This window comes from Sinorhizobium sp. CCBAU 05631 (genome assembly GCF_002288505.1).
Classification (GTDB): Bacteria; Pseudomonadota; Alphaproteobacteria; order Rhizobiales; family Rhizobiaceae; genus Sinorhizobium; species Sinorhizobium fredii_C.
The window spans coordinates 969510-991302 of the sequence record NZ_CP023063.1 but is presented as its reverse complement, the minus strand read 5'-3'; the positions used below and the strand labels follow the sequence as shown (position 1 = coordinate 991302).

Annotated in this window: 14 protein-coding genes; 4 read left to right on the top strand and 10 right to left on the bottom strand. The window is 63.2% G+C overall.

The window, feature by feature from the left end; genetic code table 11:
* Window positions 1-32 precede the first annotated feature (32 nt).
* The 3 genes from SS05631_RS04720 to SS05631_RS04710 form a co-directional block, all read right to left on the bottom strand.
* Window positions 33-431 (bottom strand): cupin domain-containing protein, encoded by a 399-nt coding sequence (locus tag SS05631_RS04720; protein WP_037414104.1) that lies wholly within the window; start codon window positions 429-431, stop codon window positions 33-35.
* A gap of 88 nt (window positions 432-519) precedes the next feature.
* Window positions 520-3975, bottom strand: coding sequence for an AAA family ATPase (locus tag SS05631_RS04715; protein WP_095677931.1), 3456 nt, complete (start codon window positions 3973-3975; stop codon window positions 520-522).
* The gene (locus tag SS05631_RS04710) at window positions 3975-5255 is read right to left on the bottom strand and encodes an exonuclease SbcCD subunit D (RefSeq protein WP_037414100.1); all 1281 of its coding nucleotides are present in this window, start codon (window positions 5253-5255) and stop codon (window positions 3975-3977) included. Before SS05631_RS04710 ends, SS05631_RS04715 begins: the two co-directional genes overlap by 1 nt.
* A gap of 284 nt (window positions 5256-5539) precedes the next feature.
* Here SS05631_RS04710 and SS05631_RS04705 point away from each other — a divergent pair, with 284 nt between their 5' ends.
* Window positions 5540-7372 carry a methyl-accepting chemotaxis protein gene (locus SS05631_RS04705; RefSeq protein WP_037414096.1) on the top strand — a complete coding sequence of 611 codons (1833 nt, stop codon included), beginning with the start codon at window positions 5540-5542 and terminating at the stop codon, window positions 7370-7372.
* Between the two features lie 182 nt (window positions 7373-7554).
* Entirely contained in the window at window positions 7555-8028 is a 474-nt protein-coding gene (locus SS05631_RS04700) for a MarR family transcriptional regulator (protein WP_037414095.1), read from the top strand.
* A gap of 85 nt (window positions 8029-8113) precedes the next feature.
* On the opposite strand, the gene SS05631_RS04695 is transcribed toward SS05631_RS04700, so the two are convergent.
* The 7 genes from SS05631_RS04695 to SS05631_RS04665 form a co-directional block, all read right to left on the bottom strand.
* Window positions 8114-10309 carry an esterase-like activity of phytase family protein gene (locus SS05631_RS04695; protein ID WP_037414093.1) on the bottom strand — a complete coding sequence of 732 codons (2196 nt, stop codon included), beginning with the start codon at window positions 10307-10309 and terminating at the stop codon, window positions 8114-8116.
* 299 nt (window positions 10310-10608) lie between these two features.
* Complete coding sequence (gene hupB / locus SS05631_RS04690; RefSeq protein ID WP_037389073.1) at window positions 10609-10881, bottom strand: DNA-binding protein HupB; 273 nt, start codon at window positions 10879-10881, stop codon at window positions 10609-10611.
* 220 nt (window positions 10882-11101) lie between these two features.
* Window positions 11102-13519 (bottom strand): endopeptidase La, encoded by a 2418-nt coding sequence (gene lon / locus SS05631_RS04685; protein WP_037414091.1) that lies wholly within the window; start codon window positions 13517-13519, stop codon window positions 11102-11104.
* Between the two features lie 542 nt (window positions 13520-14061).
* Window positions 14062-15339, bottom strand: a complete 1278-nt coding sequence (gene clpX / locus SS05631_RS04680; protein ID WP_037414089.1) for an ATP-dependent Clp protease ATP-binding subunit ClpX — start codon at window positions 15337-15339, stop codon at window positions 14062-14064.
* A 286-nt stretch (window positions 15340-15625) separates the two neighbouring features.
* A complete protein-coding gene (gene clpP / locus SS05631_RS04675; RefSeq protein ID WP_037389081.1) occupies window positions 15626-16258 on the bottom strand; it encodes an ATP-dependent Clp endopeptidase proteolytic subunit ClpP in 633 nt (210 codons plus the stop codon).
* Window positions 16259-16539: 281 nt separating this feature from the next.
* The gene (locus tag SS05631_RS04670) at window positions 16540-18099 is read right to left on the bottom strand and encodes a phospholipase D family protein (RefSeq protein ID WP_037414121.1); all 1560 of its coding nucleotides are present in this window, start codon (window positions 18097-18099) and stop codon (window positions 16540-16542) included.
* A gap of 118 nt (window positions 18100-18217) precedes the next feature.
* Window positions 18218-19075 (bottom strand): endonuclease/exonuclease/phosphatase family protein, encoded by an 858-nt coding sequence (locus SS05631_RS04665; RefSeq protein WP_037414118.1) that lies wholly within the window; start codon window positions 19073-19075, stop codon window positions 18218-18220.
* 183 nt (window positions 19076-19258) lie between these two features.
* On the opposite strand from SS05631_RS04665, the gene SS05631_RS04660 reads away from it, so the two are divergent.
* Together SS05631_RS04660 and SS05631_RS04655 are read left to right on the top strand one after the other, a co-directional pair.
* Window positions 19259-20506 carry a cytochrome P450 gene (locus tag SS05631_RS04660; RefSeq protein ID WP_095677930.1) on the top strand — a complete coding sequence of 416 codons (1248 nt, stop codon included), beginning with the start codon at window positions 19259-19261 and terminating at the stop codon, window positions 20504-20506.
* An 83-nt stretch (window positions 20507-20589) separates the two neighbouring features.
* A complete protein-coding gene (locus SS05631_RS04655; protein ID WP_037414085.1) occupies window positions 20590-21780 on the top strand; it encodes a NosD domain-containing protein in 1191 nt (396 codons plus the stop codon).
* The last annotated feature ends 13 nt before the right edge of the window (window positions 21781-21793 follow it).

The following is a 21793-nucleotide window of genomic DNA, read 5'->3' as shown; positions in this document are numbered from 1 at the left end:
GTAAGTGGCTACGATCGTTGCCATTCGGCTCATCACCCCCCGCGAGACTGCTCGTCCGTCACATGCTCCAGCCAATCGACGACCTTGCCGTCGAGCGCCTCCTGAATGGCGATATGGGTCATTCCCGTGTCGGCGGCGGCGCCGTGCCAGTGTTTTTCGCCCGGCGGGAACCAGACGACGTCGCCGGCGCGGATTTCGCGGAGTTCGCCGCCCCAGCTTTGCGCAAGGCCGCGGCCGGCGGTGACGATGAGCGTCTGGCCGAGCGGGTGGGTGTGCCAGGCGGTGCGGGCGCCGGGCTCGAAGGTGACCGTCGCTCCTCTTACCCGCGCCGGCGCGGGTGCCTCGAAGGCCGGGTCGATGCGTACGGATCCCTGAAAATAGTCGGACGGTCCGCGCGACGAGGGTCTCGAGCCACACTCAAAGATTTCCATTCGAACCTCCTCTTGGCATACGCGTGAAATCACGTCGCGCACCATGCGGGCGCAATCGGAAGCACCTTAGCGTTTTTCCGCCCAGTCGCTACAGCCTGTGAAGTCTTACCCCGGGGCAGGCGCTGCGGGCGATGTCGCAAAGGTGCTCGTGGTGCGTCAGATAAATCACCTGGCCGACGCGGGCCATCTCCGCCATCAGATCGAAGGCGCGGCCAGCGCGGTTGTCGTCGAACGTTTCCATGATGTCGTCTGCGATGAAGGGCAGCGTCTCGCGGGCCGCGGCGACCTCGTGGTAGCCGGCCATTCTCAAGGCAAGGTAGAGCTGGAAGCGGGTGCCTTTCGAGAGGTCGCCGGCGAGCTTCGAGCCGCCCGCCGCCGTGTTGGCGATCAGGAATTCCTGCCCCTTTTCCGCCTGGGTCGAAAGCCCGGCATATTCGCCGCCGCTGATATGCGAAAAGGTCCGCGAGGCGCGTTGCATCATGGCACTGCGATGGCGCTCGCGAAACAGCCTCAGCGCGTGTTCGGCGGCAACGACGCCGGCCTTGAGCCGCAGATAGCCGACCGCCTTGTGCTCGATCTCGAGCAGGATGGTTCGCTGCTTCTGCTCGAGTTCGGCCACCCGGTCGCCACCCTCGATCTCGGCAAGCGCCCTTTCCTTGTTTCTGACTTCCGCGTGCAACTCGCTGACGTCGCGATCGATGACGTCGATCGCTTCCTCCAGCCGGGTGAGTTCAAGCCTGAGCTCGGGCTCGTCCACGCCAGCGAGGATGGATTCGGCTTCTCCGGTCGTGGCAGTGCCGAGCCGGGTCAACAGATCCTGTTCAAGCTCGGCGCATCTCAGCCGTTGCCGCTCCTGCTCGCGAACGGCCTCCAGGCGAAGTCCGGCCTCCTCCAACGTTTCGCATCCGAAGAAGTCGAACATCACCTGCTTCATCGCCAGGTGCTGCCGCTCCTCGCTGCGCAGCAGCCGAAGCACCTCCTCTAGACGTTCGATGCTGCCCAAGGCTTCGAGGCGGCGCTCTTCCTGGCGCTGTGCGGCGGCGATGCGGTCGCGCAGTGACGCATAAAGCGCGAGCGGATCACCCTGCTCTCCGGCGTCGTGGGCGAGATCCACGATCGCCTCGGCAAAGCTCGCCTGGTCTTTCCGCATGCCGGCAATGCGATGGTCGAGCTCGCCCTTTTTCTGCATGAGCTTGTCGAAGTCCTGCAGGACCGCGAGCACCGGGCCGATTTCGTGCGGAGCCGGCCGGTCGGCGCGGCCGGCAAGCCAGGTCGCGGCGAGCGCCTCCGCCCACGCCTCTTCCCAGCGGATCATGGCGGCCTCGGCGGCGGCGAGAACCGTCTCCCGGTTTTCCATAGCTTCCGTGGCGCGGTGAAGCTGTGCCACTGCCGTGCTGTGGGCCGCCGATGCCGCTTGCGCGCGGGAGACGACCCGTTCCGCAACAACGAGGAGCTCGTCAAAGCTGTCCGGCAGGTGGTCCGCCGCGCCGAGGCGCTCCAATTCTCCCCGCAATGCGCGTGCCGCCGCCTGTTCTTCCGACGCGGCCCGGTCTTTCGCCTGGTGCGCGGCGCGCAGCTCGGCGCGAAGCGCCAGCGCTGCGGCTCGCGCGGCAAGCCAAGCCTCCAGCTGCGATATTTGCCTGACGTTGGGTAAGCCGCTTGCACTTGCGGCAGCGGCCACCGTTTTGTGCAGCCGCTGGCCCTCTTCGGAGAGCGCCGCCCGCTGTGCTTCGAGCGCCTGCAGGCGCGCGCGCCTTTCGGAAATCGCCAAAGTGAGGCCGCGCATCTCAGCCAGCCGCTCGGCATGGGCGAGGCGCAGCGCCGCGGCGGCATCGTCCTCCCGCAATGCCGCCTCGAAGGCGCTTGCCGTCCGCTCGTCGAGGCTGGTGCGATGCACTTGCCAGGCGAGGTCCCGGCGCCGGCGCAGCTCGCCTGCGGTCGCATCGTCCACTGCAGCGCCGTCTGCAGCGAGTGCGGCAAGCCGCGCCTCGTCTGCCGCCTGGCGCGCGCGCTCGTCGCCGATCCGGTCGTCGAGCCGCAGCCGCCGCTCCGAAAGGGCGGATTCCTCCGCTTTCCACATGGCGACCACGCCGGGCGCGGGAACGGGCAGCGTCGCCAGTTCATCCGCATCCCCGGCGAACGGCCGCAAGCCGTCCATGGCATCGGCAAGCGCCGCCGCCAGCCGGTCGACCTCCCTGGTCGCGGCCTGCTGGCGCAAAAGGCAATCGCTCTGCCGCAGCACATGCAGCCGTTCGGCCAGAATGCCCGTATCGGCGACACCGCTGCCGAGCCGCTCCGCATCGCGTTCGGTCTGAGCACGATCGCGTCTGGCGCTGTCGAGCTCCCCGCGCGCCGACGCCAGCTTCTCCGCGAGGCCCGCGTGCTGGCGAACCAGTTCCTGCAGCCGGGCAGCGCGGGCAGTCGGCAGCACCAGCGAAACGGGATCGGCATTGTCCGCCTCGCCGAGACGGATGAGGCAGGCACGAATCTCGGCGGAGACCCTTGCCAATTCGTCAAGGCGCGACGGCATATCGCGGGCGGCCGTCTGGTAGCGGGCGTCGAGTGCCGATTCGCGCAACGCCTCGAAGCGTGCCGCGAGCGCAAGCGCCTCTTCGTCCCGCGGCAGATCCTCGAGCTCCGCCCGGCGCTGCGCCAGTTCCTCGTCCAGTTGCCGGAGCCGGGTAGCGATTTCGACCTCCCGGCGGCGGAGGGCCGGCAGATCGTTCCACCATTCCTGCGGCGGCACCGGCAAGGCCTGCGTGCCGGCAAGCTCTTCCCGTGCAAGGTTGAGCCTTGCCAGGAGCGGCAGGGATTCGAGCTCGGCGCGCAGCCGATCCCGGCGCACGCGCAGTTCGGCGCGCTGTCGCGATGCTGCATCGTGGCGGTCGCGGGCTTTCGTCAGCGTCTTGCGAAGTTCGGCATATTCGCGCGCGTTGACGTCCACTGCTTTGCGCTGGGATTTCAGGGCATCGAGCTCCGCCTTCAGCTCCGCAAGCTGATGCTTGCGCGCCTGGGGGCGAAAGAAGGCGTCCGCTTCGGTGCGCAGATTGGCAAGCACCGCACTGCTGTCCGGCAGACCCGAACTTGCCGAGAAGAGCAGCGACCCGAGTTCGCCTTCGCTCTTCAGGATGGCTTCCCCGCCTTCCTCGATGCTGTCGTCGTCGAGCGAGAACATCATGCGGTAGGTATCCCGGTCGATCGATCCGAGCGCCGAGGAGAAGAGGTTGTCCGGCAGCGGCTGCTCGTCGGGACCGACAAGGCTGTTGGCGTTGCGCTTGATCCTATAGGCGTGATGTCTCTTGCCGCCAGCCTCGACAACGCCGCCGATCCGCATTGTCTGGTAGGGATGCAGGAAGCCGTAGGGGCTCATGCGTTCGATGCCGAAGAGCAGGTCGAGGAAGCCCGAGAACAGGGTCGATTTGCCCGCCTCGTTCGGGCCGTAGATCAAGTGGAAATCTGGCTCTCCCCGCTGGGCAGTGCCGAAATCGAGGCTTCGTTCAGTGAACTTGCCGTAGCGGACGAGATCCAGCTGTTGCAGCCGCATCAGTCGATGCCCTCGACGAGGCTGCGGCCATGGAGATGCGACAGGACATCGGCGCTACCTGAAAGCGCGGCATTCTCCACCAGCTCGTCGAGCATGCCCTCGTCCCCGGCAAGCAGATGCCGCAGTTCGACAGGCAGATGCGGCAGCAGCTCCTCGGCGACGGCGCGCATGTCGGCGCGGTAGGCGAAGGCCGACAACACTTCGGTCTCGACGAGTGCCGTCAGTTCGCCGATCGGATCGGCAGCGATAGGCCCGGCATGCTTGCTGCAATTTGCAAACTGGGTCTCGATCTTCTCGACCCAGCATCGGCCGAGCCCGGCGGCGATATTCGCCAGCTCTCCCTGCAGCAGGTCGAAATCCCGCCGCAGCCGCCAGGAAAGCGGCGTCGTACCGTTCAGCGTGATCCGCAGGATGAGATCGGCTTCCGGCAGACCCTTTCGAATCAGACCGAGCTGCCGGCCGGCGACCTCCAGCATGTCGCGCCAGTCCGCCGTCCCGGTCAGGTCGATCGACACGCGCTCGAACACAGCCGCACCCACCGCCCGCTCTTCCAGCGTCACCTCACCGTCGTGGTCGATCGTGACAAGGGTGACGCCCTTCACGCCCGATTCGTTGATATCCCGGCCCTGCGGCATGCCCGACATGACAATGCATGGTTTGACGCCGTGGACCTGCCGCTGGTGCACGTGGCCGAGAGCCCAATAGTCATAGCCATGCCGCTCCAGATCGGCGACGCTGCAGGGCGCATAGGGGTCGTGCCCCGCCGAGCCGGCGAGGCTCGTGTGCAGCATGCCGATGTTGATGGCATCCGCGATGGGAGGCTGGAAATGCGGCAGCAGGCTTTCCGGCGCGTGCGGGTCGGCAAAGCTCATGCCGTGAATGTGAACGGCTCTGCCGTTTTCCAGCGTCTTGGCGAGCACCGGCTTGCCGCGGCCGCTGAAGACATGCACGGACGCCGGCAGCGTCAGCTCGCGCGTCACCTGCGACTGGGCATCATGGTTGCCGCGGATGATGAAGGTGCGGATGCCCGCCTCGTCGAGACGGCGCAGCTCACCGGCGAGGAAGAGCGCCGTGTTCATCGACGTCTGATTGCCGTCATAGAGATCGCCGGCGATCAGCAGCGCGTCGACGCTTTCGGCGATGCAGAGATCGACGATACGCACGAGGGCATTGCGGGTGGCACCCCGCACGATCCCGGCGAGCTCCTCGTTGCGGAGCGCCAGGCTGCGCAAGGGCGAATCGAGATGGAGATCTGCGGTATGGATAAATCGGAAAGGCATGACCGACCATGGCCGGCCCTGCCCCTGCCGTCAACGACGCGGGCTGACGGCGCCCAACTGAGTTGTGGGCAACGTCGCGCAGCCGTCCGAGAGCGCCGCTTCAGCATCCGCCGGGCTCGCCGATTAGCGGATTTGTAACGCCTTGCTCGGTAGTTTTCGCGATGGAAACGCATTGAGCATTTTCAGCACCGGAATGATTCCTGCTTCTGCATCCGCTCCGTCATGACGATCAAGAGCCGGAACAGTTCACCCCAAGTTTCGCGGACGCTATTCCGGAGTTGTCCATGTCCCGCCTGAAGATTTCGCATACGCTGATCGGTCTTTTCGTAGTGGTCGTCGCCATCGTCGCAGCGCTTGCCCTCTCCTCGATGAACAGCATCCGCATGCTGAACGAGCGGAACAACGAACTCGCCGCCAGCTGGCTGCCGCGCGTCTCGCTGGCCCGGGCGCTGGAGACTCAGCTTTCGGACACCCGGATGGCTTTCGCCCGGCACCTGATCTCGCTCACTCCGTTCGAGAAGAAACGGGCGGAAAAGGTGATCGGCGAAACTGTCGCAGGCTTCGGCAAGCTTTCGGAAGACTATGCGGTCCTTGCGACATCGGATGCCGACAAGGAGGCGCTCGCAAAGGTGCATGCGACCTACCAGGCCTATCTGTCGGACGCCGATGCCATGCTGAAATATTCCAACAACCTCGAGAACATGAAGGCCCAGAGCGTCTTCAAAGTCGAGATGGCGGCAGCCGAAAAGAAGGTCGATGCGGCGATCGACGACGTGCTTGCCGCAAATCTTGCCGGCACCGGCGCCGCCGTCGCCGCCAGTGCCGCAACGCACAAGGAAGCCATGACCACCGAAACCGCGGTCATCGCTTTCGCTGCCCTCGTCATTCTGGGCGCGGTCGCCTACGCCATACGCGGCGTCGCACGTCCGATCCGGATCATCACGGCGTCGATGGCGAAGCTTGCCGGGGGCGATACGGCAAGCGGCATCCCCTATGGCGGCCGGAAGGACGAGATCGGTGAAATGGCCCGCGCCGTCGAAATTTTTCGGCAGGCTGCAATCACCAACCAGAAGCTCGAGGAGGAAGCCCGTATCCAGCGCGCCGCATCCGAGAGCGAACGCCAGAGAGTGACCGAGGAGGCCGAAGCGGCGGCGCAGCGGCGTCTCGAAGAAGCGACGGCCGGGCTTGCAAGCGGACTGCGGCGGCTGGCCGGCGGCGACCTCGCCTTCCAGCTCGACGAGGCTTTTGCGCCCGATTTCGAGCCCCTTCGGCACGACCTGAACCAGGCGGTCGCCCAGCTTGCCGACACGCTCTCCGCCATCGCGACGAGTTCGAGCAGCATCGACGGCGGCGCCCGTGAGGTGAGCCACAGTGCCGACGACCTGTCGCGACGGACCGAACAACAGGCGGCATCGCTCGAGGAGACCGCCGCCGCGCTCGACCAGATCACCGTCAATGTCTCCAACTCCTCGAAGCGCACCAACGAGGCCCGCGCCGTGGCGAGCCAGGCGAACGAGAGTGCACGCAAGTCCGGCGCGATCGTCTCCGGCGCCGTCGAGGCGATGGGGCGAATCGAGCATTCCTCCAGCCAGATCTCGAGCATCATCGGTGTCATCGACGAGATCGCCTTCCAGACCAACCTTTTGGCTCTCAATGCCGGGGTGGAAGCGGCACGCGCCGGCGAAGCCGGCAAGGGCTTTGCCGTCGTTGCACAGGAGGTGCGAGAGCTCGCCCAGCGCTCGGCCAAGGCGGCCAAGGAGATCAAGGAACTGATCCGCAATTCGGCGAACGAGGTCGAAAGCGGCGTCCGGCTCGTGCGCGAAACGGGCGAAGCCCTGCGCACCATCGAGAGCCTTATCGTTACGATCAACGAACATATGGACGCGATCGCCGTTTCGGCCCAGGAGCAGTCCGCAGGGCTTTCCGAAGTCAACATGGCGGTCAATCAGATGGATCAGGTGACGCAGCAGAACGCCGCGATGGTCGAGGAAGCCAATGCGGCCAGCGCGACCCTGGCACAGGAGGCGGGTCGTCTGCGCGAATTGATCGATCGGTTCACTCTCGCCGATGCGGACCGCGCCAGCGCTTGGGCGTCGCGGCCACGCCACGCCGCTTAACAGCAGGGACAGCAGTTCTTCGCCTCGGAAAGATCAACGGCTCTCGGATTCGGGGGCCGTTTCTTTTCAAAGGACGTCGACCGTAAGAATCAGGAGGTTTTTGTCGACAAATACCGCGGTCGTCACTAAATATAGTCTAACTGCCATTTGACATGGCACCTCACCATATCGCAACGGCTTTCATGAAGAACACATTCGAAGTCTCCGACAAACTGTTCGAACTCTACCATCGCGTCCATCGCCTGGTGAACGAGTCGATGACCGAGGAAGGTGTGTCACTTGCCCGAAGCAAGTTCCTGTTCTTTCTGAGCAAGCTCGGCCCGTGCCGCTCGACCGACATCGCCTGCGCGTTGAACTTCGCCCCCAGGACCGTGACGGAGGCGATCGACGGGCTGGAGCGCGATCGCCTGGTGATGCGCAAGCCCGATCCGGACGATCGCCGCGCCAAGATCGTCTCGATTACCGAGACGGGCCGTGCCGTCCTCCAGGCGGCGGAACATCCGCGCAAGCAGCTTATCGAGGAAATCTTCTCGGCGCTCGACGACGAGCAGCTCGATCAGCTCTACGACATCGTCAGCAGGCTCGTCGACAAGACCGACGAGATCCGCAAGCGCAAGGAAGCGAAGGAAGAGGCAGACATCGCTGCCGCGCGGTAACCCCGCAGGCACAACCGAACTTGGTACAGAGGAAGAGGCCGGGACGTCATGCCCCGGCCTCTTCCGTTTTCTCCTGGCCCGACGCTTACATCGCGTTGATTGCGCCGATGGAGAAGAACAGGGTCTCGCCGGACGCGTCGTCGACGCCGTCATTGTCGGTAACGACATAGCCGTTTCCAGCGGCGTCGACCGTGAAGCCCTCCACCTTGTCGACTACATAGCCGTTCAGCGACTTCAGGTCAGGAATGAGGTCGCGCACCTCTTCCTTTTTGACGGCCGGCAGTTCGCCGCCGAGCGCAGCGGGCTTCAGCTCGGTGAGCGCCACACGATAGAGCTTCTTGAGCTTCGCGGCTTCGCCGATCAGATTGTCGCGCTCGATCAGATAGGCATAGTCGCCATGGACGGAGATCTCCGAAAGACCGACCCAGCCGGCTTCGGACTTGTCGAGCGGATAGCGCACTGCGCCCCACTCTTTCGTCGCCGGCTTGTAGGAGACGAGCTTGACGAAGCCCTTCTCGTCGTCCTTCCACTCGCGCTGGACCGCCATCCAGAGCGTGAGGCCGTCGCCTTCGCCGACCGCGGTGATTCCTTCGAAGCCGGAGCGGATTTCGTTGGCGCGCAGCTCCGCCGGAAGAGCGATCTCCTGTTTGATTTCGCCCTTCTTGTTCACGTGAAGGAGTGCGTGGCTGTAAAGCTTGTCCGAGTCGCCTTCCGACGCCAGCCAGAAGCCGCCTTCGCCATCATTGGCAATGCCTTCGATATCGAGCTTTTGCGCGGCTGCGCCATCGCGGGTGATCGGCAGCGCCTCGGTGATCACCGCCGGCTTCTGCGTCGCGTCGATCGCAAAAATCGTCGGCTGCGACGAAAGAACGGAGTCGTTCACCGCCCGTAGGAAGCCCGGCTTGTCGCCGACGGCCGCCAGGCCGGAAAGGGCGCCGAACCCGATCGGCAGACCGTCCTTCTCGGCGGAGCGAATCTGCGGGTAGATGGCCTCCCCCTCGCCGCGCGCGTAAATCATCACATGCGCCCGCGCGCCGCCGTCCTCGACGAGATCGACCTCGTTGGCGGTGGCGAACAGATTGCGGCCGGGAATGGCGACCGCGCCCTCGGGCGAAATCCCGGACGGCAGCAGCTGCAGCAGTTGCGGCTCGGCACCGGTGTCCTTGTAGACGCCGACGATCGAGGCGCGCTCGGAAAGCACGAAGAACAGCTTGTCGTCGCCGTACTGCGCCGTTTCCATGCCTTCCGGCTCGATGCCCTTCGCCGAAGAGCGCTTTTCCGGGTAGTGGCCGACGGCAGCGATGGCGTGCTCCAGGCTTGCACCGGACTCGAACAGCACCTTGCCGGTGACGTCGAAGATCGTGAAGCCGCGCGAGCCGCCTTCGTAGTCGCCCTCATTGGCGACGACCAGACGGTTGTCGTCGAGCCACTTCACGGCATCCGGCTCGCGCTTGACGCCGGTCAGATCGCTCGCAAACGAAATGGCGCCGTCACGCTTCGCGTCAACATTCTTGAGGTCCGCCGTACCGGCGGAAAAATGCGCCCTCACGGCCGCTGATTTGCCGTCGATGATGACGATGTGATTGTTTTCCTGCAGCGTCAGCGCAATCTCGGCCTGGCCGTTGAACGCGACGAATTCCGGCTCCGGATCGTCGCCGGCGACTTCGGCAAGGCCGGTGAGCGTCACATGCTTGATCGTCGCGCAATCGGCAACGCCGTCCTTCAGCGACAGGATCACGAGATCGCCGGCCGGCAGCTGCGGGATCTCACCGTCGTTGACGTCCTCGTCGCGCTCGTTCTCGATGGCGATCGCCGCCAGCGTCCGGTCCTTGTTGACGGTGACGGAATCCGGCTGGCCACCGAGATCGCAGGTGGCGTCGATCTTTTTCGTCGCGACATCGACGACGGCAAGCAGGCCGGAGGTCTTGGTGAAACTTTCACGGGTGTTGACGGCGACCAGCGCCTTCGGGCCGGCGACAGCGACCGACGTCGGCTCGCCCTCGAAGGAAACGATGCCGCCGGCCTTCGGCGCGCGGGCGTCGGTGATATCGATGAAGCCGATACGCTTGCCGGGGCTGTCCGTATAGATGAGCGTGTTGCCGTCCTCGCTGGCGGCAATGATTTCCGCCGAGGTCGGTGCCTTTTGGTCGGCGCCTTCGGGCAAGTTGCCGGCGACCGCAAAGGATGCAATGCGGTTAAAGACCTGTTCGGCCTGAGCGGCCGGCGCCGTCGATGCGGCGAGTGCCGCCGCCAAGGCGGCTGTGATGGAAAAAGCCCTCATTTATCCCTCCTGTCGCGGCGCGCGCCCGGAGATCAGGCCTTCCGACACCGCGTTCGCGTCCGGAGTCGCAATTCGTCCACCTCCGGATGGGAGGCTTGTGCAACCGTCCTGTAACAGCCCGATGACAGCGGAGGTTAAATGAAAAGAGGCCCGGATCGACCGGGCCCCAATCAACCTGCCGGCGATCCTGCAAGGAAGGCGGCAGATGGAACATGAACTTGCTTGCGGCCTCTTTGGCGTCGCCGCCGACCCGGACCGCGCGGCCATCTCGAGGCCCTTTCGGACCTCGACACGTCCGATTAGTTGACGGCGTCCTTCAGGCCCTTACCGGCCGTGAACTTCGGCACGTTGCGTGCCGGGATGTCAACTTCCGCACCCGTCGACGGGTTGCGGCCCTTGCTCGCTTCGCGGCGGGTCACGGAGAAGTTGCCGAAGCCGACGAGACGAATGTCGCCGCCGTTCTTCAGTTCACCCTGAATGGTCTCAAACACTGCATCAACAGCGGAAGACGCATCGGCCTTGGAAAGACCGGCCTTCTCGGCAACGGCAGACACGAGCTCATTTTTGTTCATGTTTCCACCCCTTTCATATTGGTTCGAAACGACTGTCTTCTTAAGCCGCGGCCGCTTGCGCACAGCCACGTCTTGCCATTCCCAATTGCGCCGAATCCCTTGAAATGCAAGGCTTAGAGGGTGCTTTTACAACAGAAAAGACCGGCAAATGGCCGGTCTTTTCCGTTTTTCTGGGCAAAGGGCGCAACGGGGACACAGTCCCTGCCCTATTTGCGCGTCCTCAGTGGGCGATCGAGGTGCCCGCCTCGTCCTGCGAATCGACCGGCGAAATGGTGCCGGCATGGCTTGCCGGGTCCCATTCAATCGGCTCGGGACGCCGCGTCAATGCGTGCTCGAGCACCTCGCCCATCCGCGAAACCGGGATGATTTCGAGGCTGTTCTTCACATTGTCCGGGATCTCCGCAAGATCCTTGGCGTTCTCTTCAGGGATCAGCACCTTCTTGATGCCGCCACGCAGAGCCGCCAACAGCTTCTCCTTCAAGCCGCCGATCGGTAGGACACGGCCGCGCAGGGTGATCTCGCCGGTCATCGCCACATCCTTGGAGATCGGAATGCCGGTCATCACCGAAACGATTGCCGTCGCCATGGCGACGCCCGCCGACGGGCCATCCTTCGGCGTTGCACCTTCCGGCACGTGCACGTGGATGTCGCGCTTGTCGAAGAGCGGCGGCTCAATGCCGAAATCGATCGCACGCGATCGGACATAGGAGGCCGCCGCGGAAATCGATTCCTTCATGACGTCGCGCAGGTTGCCGGTGACCGTCATGCGGCCCTTGCCCGGCATCATCACGCCTTCGATCGTCAGCAATTCACCGCCCACCTCGGTCCAGGCAAGACCCGTGACAACGCCTACCTGGTCGTCGCGTTCGGCTTCGCCATGGCGGAAGCGCGGCACGCCGAGATAGTCGGGGACGTTCTCGGCCGTCACTTCGACCTTCTTGGTCTTGCCCTTTAGGATCTCGGTCACGGCCTTGCGCGCAAGCTTCATCAGCTCACGCTCGAAGTTGCGAACGCCCGCCTCGCGCGTGTAGGTCTGGATCACCGCCATAAGCGCGCCGTCGGTCACGGAGAACTCGTTCGGCTGCAGCGCATGATCGCGAATCGCCTTCGGCAGCAGGTGCCGCTTGGCGATTTCCAGCTTTTCCTCTTCCGTGTAGCCGGCGATGCGGATCACTTCCATGCGGTCCATCAGCGGCGCCGGAATGTTCAGCGTGTTCGCCGTGGTGATGAACATCACGTTCGAGAGGTCGTACTCGACCTCGAGATAGTGATCCATGAAGGTCGAGTTCTGTTCCGGATCGAGCACTTCGAGAAGCGCCGAGGACGGATCGCCGCGGAAGTCCTGGCCCATCTTGTCGATCTCGTCGAGCAGGAACAGCGGATTGGACCGCTTGGCCTTCTTCATCGACTGCACGACCTTGCCGGGCATGGAGCCGATATAGGTGCGGCGGTGGCCACGGATCTCGGCCTCGTCACGCACGCCGCCGAGCGCCATGCGGATATATTCGCGGCCGGTCGCCTTGGCGATAGACTTGGCGAGCGAGGTCTTGCCGACGCCCGGAGGGCCGACGAGGCACAGGATCGGGCCCTTGATCTTCGCGGAACGGGTCTGCACGGCGAGATATTCGACGATACGCTCCTTGACCTTGTCGAGACCGAAGTGATCGGCGTCCAGCACCTTTTCGGCGTGGTTGAGGTCCGTCTTGATCTTCGACTTCTTGCCCCAGGGCAGGCCCAGGAGCCAATCCAGATAATTGCGCACGACGGTCGCTTCGGCCGACATCGGGCTCATCTGGCGCAGCTTCTTCAGCTCCGCATCGGCCTTTTCGCGCGCTTCCTTGGAGAGCTTCGTCTTAGCGATACGCTCCTCGATTTCGGCCATCTCGTCGCGGCCGTCTTCGCTGTCGCCGAGCTCCTTCTGGATCGCCTTCATCTGTTCGTTGAGGTAGTACTCGCGCTGTGTCTTCTCCATCTGGCGCTTGACGCGCGAACGGATGCGCTTTTCCACCTGCAGAACCGAGATCTCGCCTTCCATGAAGCCGAGCGCCTTTTCAAGGCGCATCTTCACGCTGGTCGTCTCGAGCATTTCCTGCTTCTCGACGATCTTGATCGACAGGTGCGAGGCAACCGTGTCGGCGAGCTTGGAATAGTCGTCGATCTGGCTGGCGACGCCGACGACTTCCGGCGAAATCTTCTTGTTCAGCTTCACGTAGCTCTCGAATTCGGACACGACCGAGCGGCTCAGCGCCTCGATCTCGACCGGGTCCTCTTCCGGCTCGCGCAACACATGGGCGACCGCTTCGTAGAAGTCGTCGCGGGAGGTGTAGCGGTCGATCTCCGCCCGTGCACGCCCCTCGACGAGAACCTTGACGGTGCCATCGGGGAGCTTCAGGAGCTGCAGCACGTTGGCGATCGTTCCGACGCGGTAGATCGCGGAGGGTTCCGGATCGTCATCCGTCGCATTGATCTGGGTCGCCAGCATGATCTGCTTGTCGGTGCCCATGACCTCTTCAAGCGCCCGGATGGACTTCTCGCGGCCGACGAATAGCGGCACGATCATATGCGGGAAGACCACAATGTCGCGCAACGGCAGAACCGGATAGGTCGCGCTTTCGGCCGGAGACGTTTTGTTCGTCATGTCTTTTCCTTTCCGTCCCGATTTCGGGCCCGTTCCCGGGAGCCTCAGCGGCACTCCCGGCTGTCAAATTTCCTTCACGAAAGTGGAGTGCAACAGGGGCCATTTCAAGGCCGGGCGCAATCTCCGCCTCCGTGGACAATTCTTGTTTTCTACGCTGAGAGGCTGATGCCGGCCTTACGTGGCCCCCCGACTCCGGCACCCAAACGCGTTCATTGAATCGTCGTATCATCGCGTTGTTGCGGAGGTTTCGCAATATTCTATTCGATTGACCCCAATCATTTTGGGGCGAAATTGCGAAGGGCTCGATCCGTCCTCATGAACGCCGCGGATGAGAAATGGCCGGGCCGGCGGCTTCACATCTTCGCGAGCAGCAAAAACCTGCCGGCGCGCACAAAAAAGCCCGCACTAGGCGGGCTCTCCCTGCACCGTGGAGTGCTACTGCATGTGTCCTTAAATCGTCCTCGATTTAAGGACACAGACATGCAGCGCTTCAACGTGCTACAGCGGCCTTTGCGCGTAAAGACGCGCGGCGCTGTAGGTAATCAAGCCGAGACGTTGGTCTTCTCCTCGGTGCGATCCGAGTAGATATAGAGCGGTCGTGCCGTTCCCTTGACCACTTCGTCCGAGATCACCACTTCGCGAACGCCCTCAAGCGTCGGCAGTTCGAACATGGTGTCGAGCAGGATCTTTTCCATGATCGAGCGCAGCCCGCGCGCGCCCGTCTTGCGGACGATGGCCCTTCGGGCGATTTCGCGCAGCGCGTCCTCGTGGAAGGTCAATTCGACGTCTTCCATCTCGAACAGCCGCTGGTACTGCTTGACGAGCGCGTTCTTCGGCTCCGAGAGGATCTGGATCAGGGCATCCTCGTCCAAATCCTCGAGCGTGGCGAGAACCGGAAGACGGCCGATGAATTCCGGAATGAGGCCGAACTTGACTAGGTCTTCCGGCTCGAGATCGCGCAGCACTTCGCCGACCCGGCGATCTTCCGGTGCACGAACCGTGGCGCCGAAGCCGATCGAGGTCTTCTCGCCGCGGGCGGAGATGATCTTGTCGAGGCCGGCGAAAGCGCCGCCGCAGATGAACAGGATGTTCGTCGTATCCACCTGCAGGAATTCCTGCTGCGGATGCTTGCGGCCGCCCTGCGGCGGAACGGAGGCGACGGTACCTTCCATGATCTTCAGAAGCGCTTGCTGGACGCCCTCGCCCGAAACATCGCGGGTGATCGACGGGTTGTCTGACTTGCGCGAAATCTTGTCGACCTCGTCGATGTAGACGATGCCGCGCTGGGCGCGCTCGACATTGTAGTCGGCGGCCTGGAGCAGCTTCAGGATGATGTTTTCGACGTCTTCGCCGACATAACCCGCTTCCGTCAACGTCGTGGCGTCGGCCATGGTGAAGGGGACGTCGATGATACGGGCGAGCGTCTGGGCCAGATAGGTCTTGCCGCAGCCGGTCGGGCCGACGAGCATGATATTCGACTTGGCCAGTTCCACGTCGCTGCTCTTTGCCGCATGGGCAAGGCGCTTGTAGTGGTTGTGCACGGCGACCGACAGAATGCGCTTCGCCTGCTGTTGCCCGATGACATATTCGTCGAGAACCTTGATGATTTCCTGCGGCGTGGGAACGCCGTCGCGGGACTTAACCATCGAGGTCTTGTTCTCTTCTCGGATGATGTCCATGCAGAGTTCCACGCACTCATCGCAGATGAATACCGTGGGCCCGGCAATCAGCTTGCGCACTTCGTGCTGGCTCTTGCCGCAAAACGAACAATAGAGGGTATTCTTCGAGTCACCGCCGTTGCTACCGCTGACCTTGCTCATTTTCACTTCCTTCCAGCACGCCGGACACCTTCGGAAAGATATCACGGACCAGTCAATTCGCCTTGCGCACAGCAAGCAGCGCCGCGCAGGGTTCCTGGGAGTACTCACCGCCTCAGGGCAATGCCTGATTTCGGTTGCAACGACTCTCCCGTCGAAATCCGAATGCTATACCCTAAACACCGGCACAGCATTAACGGTTCATATTAACGGCTTTGCCCTTCCGATAAAGCCCTCAGCCGTTACAATTGTGTCACATTCGCGTCTGCGGCGGCAGACGCGCCTGGCTTCAACCCTGTTCGCCGCCCTCCGCGGCTTCGCGCGAGGTGATCACCTTATCGATCAGGCCCCAATCGAGCGCCTCGTCGGCACTCATGAAATGATCGCGATCGAGCGTCTGCTCGACTTCCTCATAGGTGCGGCCGCAATGCTTGACATAGACCTCGTTCAAGCGGCGCTTCATCTTGAGGATGTCTCTGGCATGCCGTTCGATGTCGGAAGCTTGGCCCTGGAACCCGCCGGAGGGCTGATGCACCATGATGCGCGCATTGGGCGTCGCAAAGCGCATGTCCTTGTGGCCGGCCGCCAGCAGCAGCGAGCCCATCGACGCTGCCTGGCCTATGCAAAGCGTCGAGACCGCCGGCTTGATGAACTGCATGGTGTCGTAGATCGCCATGCCGGCCGTGACGACGCCGCCCGGCGAGTTGATGTAGAGGGCGATTTCCTTCTTCGGATTTTCCGCTTCCAGGAAGAGCAATTGCGCGCAGACGAGCGTCGCCATGTGGTCTTCGACCGGGCCCGTAAGGAAGATAATGCGCTCCTTGAGCAGCCGCGAATAGATGTCGTAGGACCGTTCGCCGCGGTTGGTCTGCTCAACAACCATCGGCACAAGAGCCATGGCCGTATCAACTGGATTTCTCATATCGAACCTTCATAGTCGGGCCCGCAATCCCTTCGCGGACCGGGAATCATCGGATAAGCCTCAGTCCTTACATAGAGTGTCAATGCCCTTCACTTCAAGTCGCGAACATTCGATAAGCTTAATGGTCGCAGCGCTTGGAACCAACGTTTTTCATTGACCCCGTCGTCCTGCCGATAGAACACTTTTCCAGGTCCGCCACCCGATGGCACCGCCATTTCAGCCTTGCTCACAGGCATTCGCGGCGTCGGGGTAAACGATCCGTAAAGCTGATGCCCCGGCTGTCAGAGTTGGGATTCGAGCGGCAGGAAACGGATCGCTCCGGCAATCAGGCGACGGTGGGCGCCGGCGTCGGGCTCGCGCGCGAGCAGCCGGATCGCTCCGTTCGCCCGGTCGCGCCAGACGAGCCTTCCGCCTTCGAGTGCCAGCCGATAACTCCTCTCCGGCAGCGTCTCCTCGTCGAAGATGGACTGGAGCTCGTCGGCGAGCGCCGCGTCGGAGAAGATCACTCCCATCTCGGTGTTGAGGGAAGCGGAACGCGGATCGAAATTCATCGATCCCACATAGCCGAACCTGCCATCGACGACGAAGGCCTTCGTGTGCAGGCTAGCATTGCGGGCGCCGAACAGCGACATGCGATGGCGGTCGATCACCTCGCCGTATTCCTTGAGTTCATAGAGCTCGATGCCCCCCTCAAGCAGGCCCTTGCGATACTTCATATAGCCGCCGTGGACGGCTGCGACGTCCGTTGCGGCAAGCGAGTTCGTCAGCACGGCCACGCGCACGCCTTTCTTCGCGAGCGCCGTCAGCTGGCGCGTTCCCTCAGCCCCTGGAATGAAATATGGCGACATGATGCGCAGGTCGCGCTCGGCGTCGTTGATCAGCGGAAAAAGCTCGCGCAGCAGCCAGTTCTGCCGCTTCTGCAGCAGGGCCTTTTCGGGCGGGTCGAAGGCGAGGCGGACGCCGTCGCTCCGGTGAAGCCTGCGGCCGCCCCAGTAGAGATCCGCTCCGGCGTCGGCGTCACTCACTCTTTCCAGATAGAAGCGTGCCGCCGCGGTGCGCGCCAGCGTATCGAGTGTTTCGCAGAGCGCCGGCAGGTAGTGCTTGCGCGGCGTCCGGAGTGCTGCGATCGGCAACACGGATGCGCTGTTCCAGTATTGGTCGAACATCGCCGTGGCCTGATCGGCGACCGGTCCCGTGAGCCAGACATCCAGGTCGCGGAAGTTCGACAGTTCGGCCGCATCGAAATAGGCGTCGCCGATATTGCGTCCCCCGGCAATCGCTACCCGGCCATCGGCAATCCACAATTTATTGTGCATGCGCCGCGTCGCGCTCAAGGCGCGCACCGCCATTTCAAAGCCGCGGCGGAACCGATCGGTGCGCGCCCGGCTGGGATTGAACAGGCGCACGTCGATATTCGGATGCGCGTCGAGCGCTATGCAGAGCCGGTCGTGGATGCCGGCATTGATGTCGTCGAGCAGCAGCCGCACCCTCACGCCCCGGTCGGCCGCCTTGATGATCTCGCGGGTGAGGAGAAAACCTGTCAGCTCGTCCTTCCAGTAGTAATATTGCAGGTCGAGACTGCGGCCAGCGGCGCGGGCGGAATGGGCACGCGCGACGAAGGCCTCGATGTTGTCCGAGATCAGCGCAACGGCGCACTCGCCGGGACTGGCGGAAAGAAGCGAAGCAACGCTTGCATCGATCCGGGTCGGCTTGCCGCCGACAGGCAGGGCGAAGGACCTGGGGGCCTGCGGACGGCGCCCGAACACGCCGTAGACATATAATGTCGCGGCGGCGACAAGAACCAGGAGAACGGCAAGAAAGAACGCAATCCAGAAAAACATCCACGCCGTCCACAGCATCGGCTGCGTCCTCAGACTCGCCGCGGCTCCTTTAACATCTTGGGTTCTCGACCAATTCTACTTGAAATCGAACCCGATTTAAGAGGCTGTTCGGACGGCTTCACGCCGACTCCAGGTCGATCAACCCTGCCCGGTTGTCGGTGCCGCCGTCCTTGAGAGCAGCCTTGAGATCGATCGACGCCTTCACCGGAAGGTGATCGGACGCCACCCGCGCCAGCGGCGTGTCGTGCACCGACACCGACGTCACGAGATGATGCGGATTACCAAGCACGCGATCGAGCGGCAACAGCGGGAAACGCGATGGAAAGCTCGCAACTGTCGCATGGGTCGGGTCGAAAATGGGACTGAGGAAGCTCAGCGAAGAACGTCTACCCATGCGCCACTCGTTGAGGTCGCCGATGAGCAGCGTCGGCCGGCCGACGCCGTCGGCCGCAACCCGCAGGATACTCTCCGCCTGCCGCGCCCGGGAGTGGCGCAACAGGCCGAGATGGGCGGCGATCACCCGCAGCGGTCCGGCCTTGAGATCAAGATCGACGACCAGCGCGCCACGCGGCTCGACGCCCGGAAGATTGAGCTGCCGAACGTCGGATACGGCGCCTTCCCTGAGCAGGAGGACATTGCCATGCCAGCCGTGCCCCTTTTCCGAGAAAGGGGAGATCGGCACCGAAACAAGATGGGCCTCGCGTCGCAGATGCTCGAGATCCAGGAGCCCGGCGCGTTCGCCAAACCGCTGGTCGGCCTCCTGGAGCGCGACGATATCCGCGCCGATCTCGGTGATGACCTGAGCGATGCGGCCCGGATCGAAGCGCCCGTCCGTGCCTACGCATTTGTGGATATTGTAGGAGGCGATCACGATATCGCCACGGCTCACGGCCGCGTCGCGATTGACCACGGTCGGCCGCCGTTTCCGGATCGCGGCCATGATGCCCGCGGAAAAACTGCCTTGCGTTCTTGCCATGCCGCTCCCTGCTGCTGCCGCATCATGCTCAATGAGATCGATCATTGCCACTGAAAAAGTCGATATTGCGGATGTTGTTCCTTGAGGCCGATGCCGATCGATTACTCTTGCCGCAGTCCCGCCCGGCGCAATAGAGATGGGGGTTGAAGCATCAGCCTGCCTATTTATCGAGAGCCCGATATCATGTCTCCAGGCCCCGGCATTACCATCGACGGCCCCGCGCGGCGCGTTTCTCTCGACGTTCGTAACCCCGACTTTTTCCGCAATCCGCTGCCGGCCTATAGCGCACTCCATGCGCAATGTCCGGCCTTCTTCTGGGAAGAACCGCAACAGTGGTATTTCGCAGGCTACGACCAGGTGAACGCCCTTCTGCGCGACCGGCGCTTCGGCCGGCAGATCCTGCATGTGGCGACGCGGGAGGAACTCGGCCTGCCCGCACCGAAATCGCATCTCAAGGATTTCGACGCGCTCGAAGAATATTCGCTGCTGGAGCTCGAGCCGCCGGCCCATACGCGGTTGCGCACGCTCGTCAACCGAGCCTTCGTTTCGCGGCAGATCGAGCAGCTTCGGCCGGATATCGAAACGCTCTCGCATGCGATAATCGACGGCTTCGAAAAGGACGGCGAGGTCGAACTCTTGAAGACCTACGCCGAGACGATCCCGGTCACCATCATCGCCCGCATGCTCGGCATTCCGGTCGAGAGCGCTCCTCGCCTCCTCGACTGGTCGCACCGGATGGTGAAGATGTATGTCTTCAATCCAAGTTTCGAGACCGAACTCGACGCCAACCGGGCTTCCACCGAATTTGCCGCATATCTGAAGGATATCATCGCGGAGAAGCGCGTCAGTCCGGCAGACGACCTGCTGACCCATATGATCAGCTCGGAGAAGGACGGCGAGCGCCTCTCGGAGGCCGAATTGATCTCGACGACGGTGCTGCTTCTGAACGCCGGTCACGAGGCGACCGTGCACCAGATCGGCAATGCGGTCAGCACCATCCTGAAATCCGGCCTTTCTCCCGACACGCTGTTTGCGAGCGAGGAAGCGACGGCTCGAACGGTGGAAGAATGCCTGCGCTTCGCCGCGCCGCTCCATATCTTCCAGCGCTACGCCCTCTCGGATATCGGACTGGAAGACGGCATCTCTCTCAGGAAAGGCGACAAAATCGGCCTGATGCTCGGGGCGGCCAATGTCGAGCCGCGCAAGTTCACTGCCCCGGACACGTTCAGGCCGGACCGCAACGAGGGCGCCAATGTCTCCTTCGGCGCCGGCCTGCACTTCTGCATCGGCGCGCCGCTCGCACGGCTTGAACTCAATCTTTCCCTGCCGATCCTGTTCCGCCGCCTGCCCGGGCTGCGGCTCAAGCGCGAGCCGCCGGTCAAGGACAGCTTCCACTTTCACGGGCTGGAGCGGCTGGATCTCGTCTGGTAGCCGGAAAGGCACACCTTCGTTCAGAGTCGATTAAGCATAAGGCCCTATTCGGCTCTGAACGGAACCGTCACAGGAGCCTGCCGATGTCGCCGATCAAGTTCACAAGCCTGGTTCTCCTCAGCCTTGCCTTGAGCGGCTGCCAGAGTGAGCTCGCAACAGTTGCCGACGCAGCTTTCAGGAATCCGCCTCTGGTCGCGCAACCTGACACGGGCCGGCCAACCACGCCCACAACGCCAGCCGACCCGCCGACACTTCCCTCCCCTCCGCCAGTCGAGACTGTCGATGCCAAGCCGGGCTGCGACGCGGAGGTTCAATCCAAGCTGAAGGCGCCCGGAACCAATCCGGTGACACTTGCCTGCAGCCTTCGGCTGACCTCTGCCGATGTCATCACCCATCCACTGGTCTTCGAGGGAAGTGCCGCGTCCGGATCGGTGCTCGACTGCGGCGGCGGAACGCTCGATGTCAGTGCAGGTCAATCGCGCAAGGAGAAGACCGCTGTCGCCGTTCGCTCCACGAAAGCGGGCTCCGGCCCCTGGGATGCGCCGTCGAACGTGACGATCCGCAATTGCAGGATCAAAGGCTTCGTCCGCGTCTACGGCCTCGGCGAGAACGCCAACGGCGGGACCATGAAGGCATCTTCGCGCAACCCCGACCACACGGCTTTCGCCCAGGCATCGGCTCCGAGGAACGTGCGGCTCGAAAATATCGCCTTCGACGCTCCGGATGGCATACCGTTCTATGTGGGGCCTGGCGTCACCAACGCGGCTCTCGTCAACTCGCAGATCGACGGCCGGTCGACGGCCGTCGCCGTCTATCTCGATGCGGAGTCCGCCAACAACACGATCAGCAACAACGTCTTCGGGATCTCCACGGAGAAGCGCGAATTGATCGCCATCGACGGCTCGGCGAACAACCGGATCACCAACAACATCTTCGAACGCTCCGACAATGGCGGCATATTCGTTTACCGCAATTGCGGCGAAGGCGGCGTCATCCGTCACCAGAAACCGCAGCACAATCAGATCGTCGGCAACACCTTCCGCTACCGGTCCTCATTCCTCGCGCGGCCGGCGGTCTGGCTGAATTCCCGCAACGGCAGCAGCAGCTATTGCTTCACGGATCCGGCTTACCCCTTCGGCAGCAGCGCCAGCAATCGCGATTTCGCGCAGAACAATGTGGTGCGCAACAACAAACTCGAAGGCGGATCGGACAATCTTATCCGCAATGACGATCCCACCAACGACATCGGCGGGAACACCGCGACCGGCGGATAGGCGGTCGAAAACC

What these genes read in the sequence shown, in the direction of transcription:
- SS05631_RS04720 (WP_037414104.1), bottom strand. Translation starts at nt 431, where the DNA reads ATGGAAATCTTTGAGTGTGGCTCGAGACCCTCGTCGCGCGGACCGTCC.
- SS05631_RS04715 (WP_095677931.1), bottom strand. Translation starts at nt 3,975, where the DNA reads ATGCGGCTGCAACAGCTGGATCTCGTCCGCTACGGCAAGTTCACTGAA.
- SS05631_RS04710 (WP_037414100.1), bottom strand. Translation starts at nt 5,255, where the DNA reads ATGCCTTTCCGATTTATCCATACCGCAGATCTCCATCTCGATTCGCCC.
- SS05631_RS04705 (WP_037414096.1), top strand. Translation starts at nt 5,540, where the DNA reads ATGTCCCGCCTGAAGATTTCGCATACGCTGATCGGTCTTTTCGTAGTG.
- SS05631_RS04700 (WP_037414095.1), top strand. Translation starts at nt 7,555, where the DNA reads ATGAAGAACACATTCGAAGTCTCCGACAAACTGTTCGAACTCTACCAT.
- SS05631_RS04695 (WP_037414093.1), bottom strand. Translation starts at nt 10,309, where the DNA reads ATGAGGGCTTTTTCCATCACAGCCGCCTTGGCGGCGGCACTCGCCGCA.
- hupB (WP_037389073.1), bottom strand. Translation starts at nt 10,881, where the DNA reads ATGAACAAAAATGAGCTCGTGTCTGCCGTTGCCGAGAAGGCCGGTCTT.
- lon (WP_037414091.1), bottom strand. Translation starts at nt 13,519, where the DNA reads ATGACGAACAAAACGTCTCCGGCCGAAAGCGCGACCTATCCGGTTCTG.
- clpX (WP_037414089.1), bottom strand. Translation starts at nt 15,339, where the DNA reads ATGAGCAAGGTCAGCGGTAGCAACGGCGGTGACTCGAAGAATACCCTC.
- clpP (WP_037389081.1), bottom strand. Translation starts at nt 16,258, where the DNA reads ATGAGAAATCCAGTTGATACGGCCATGGCTCTTGTGCCGATGGTTGTT.
- SS05631_RS04670 (WP_037414121.1), bottom strand. Translation starts at nt 18,099, where the DNA reads ATGTTTTTCTGGATTGCGTTCTTTCTTGCCGTTCTCCTGGTTCTTGTC.
- SS05631_RS04665 (WP_037414118.1), bottom strand. Translation starts at nt 19,075, where the DNA reads ATGGCAAGAACGCAAGGCAGTTTTTCCGCGGGCATCATGGCCGCGATC.
- SS05631_RS04660 (WP_095677930.1), top strand. Translation starts at nt 19,259, where the DNA reads ATGTCTCCAGGCCCCGGCATTACCATCGACGGCCCCGCGCGGCGCGTT.
- SS05631_RS04655 (WP_037414085.1), top strand. Translation starts at nt 20,590, where the DNA reads ATGTCGCCGATCAAGTTCACAAGCCTGGTTCTCCTCAGCCTTGCCTTG.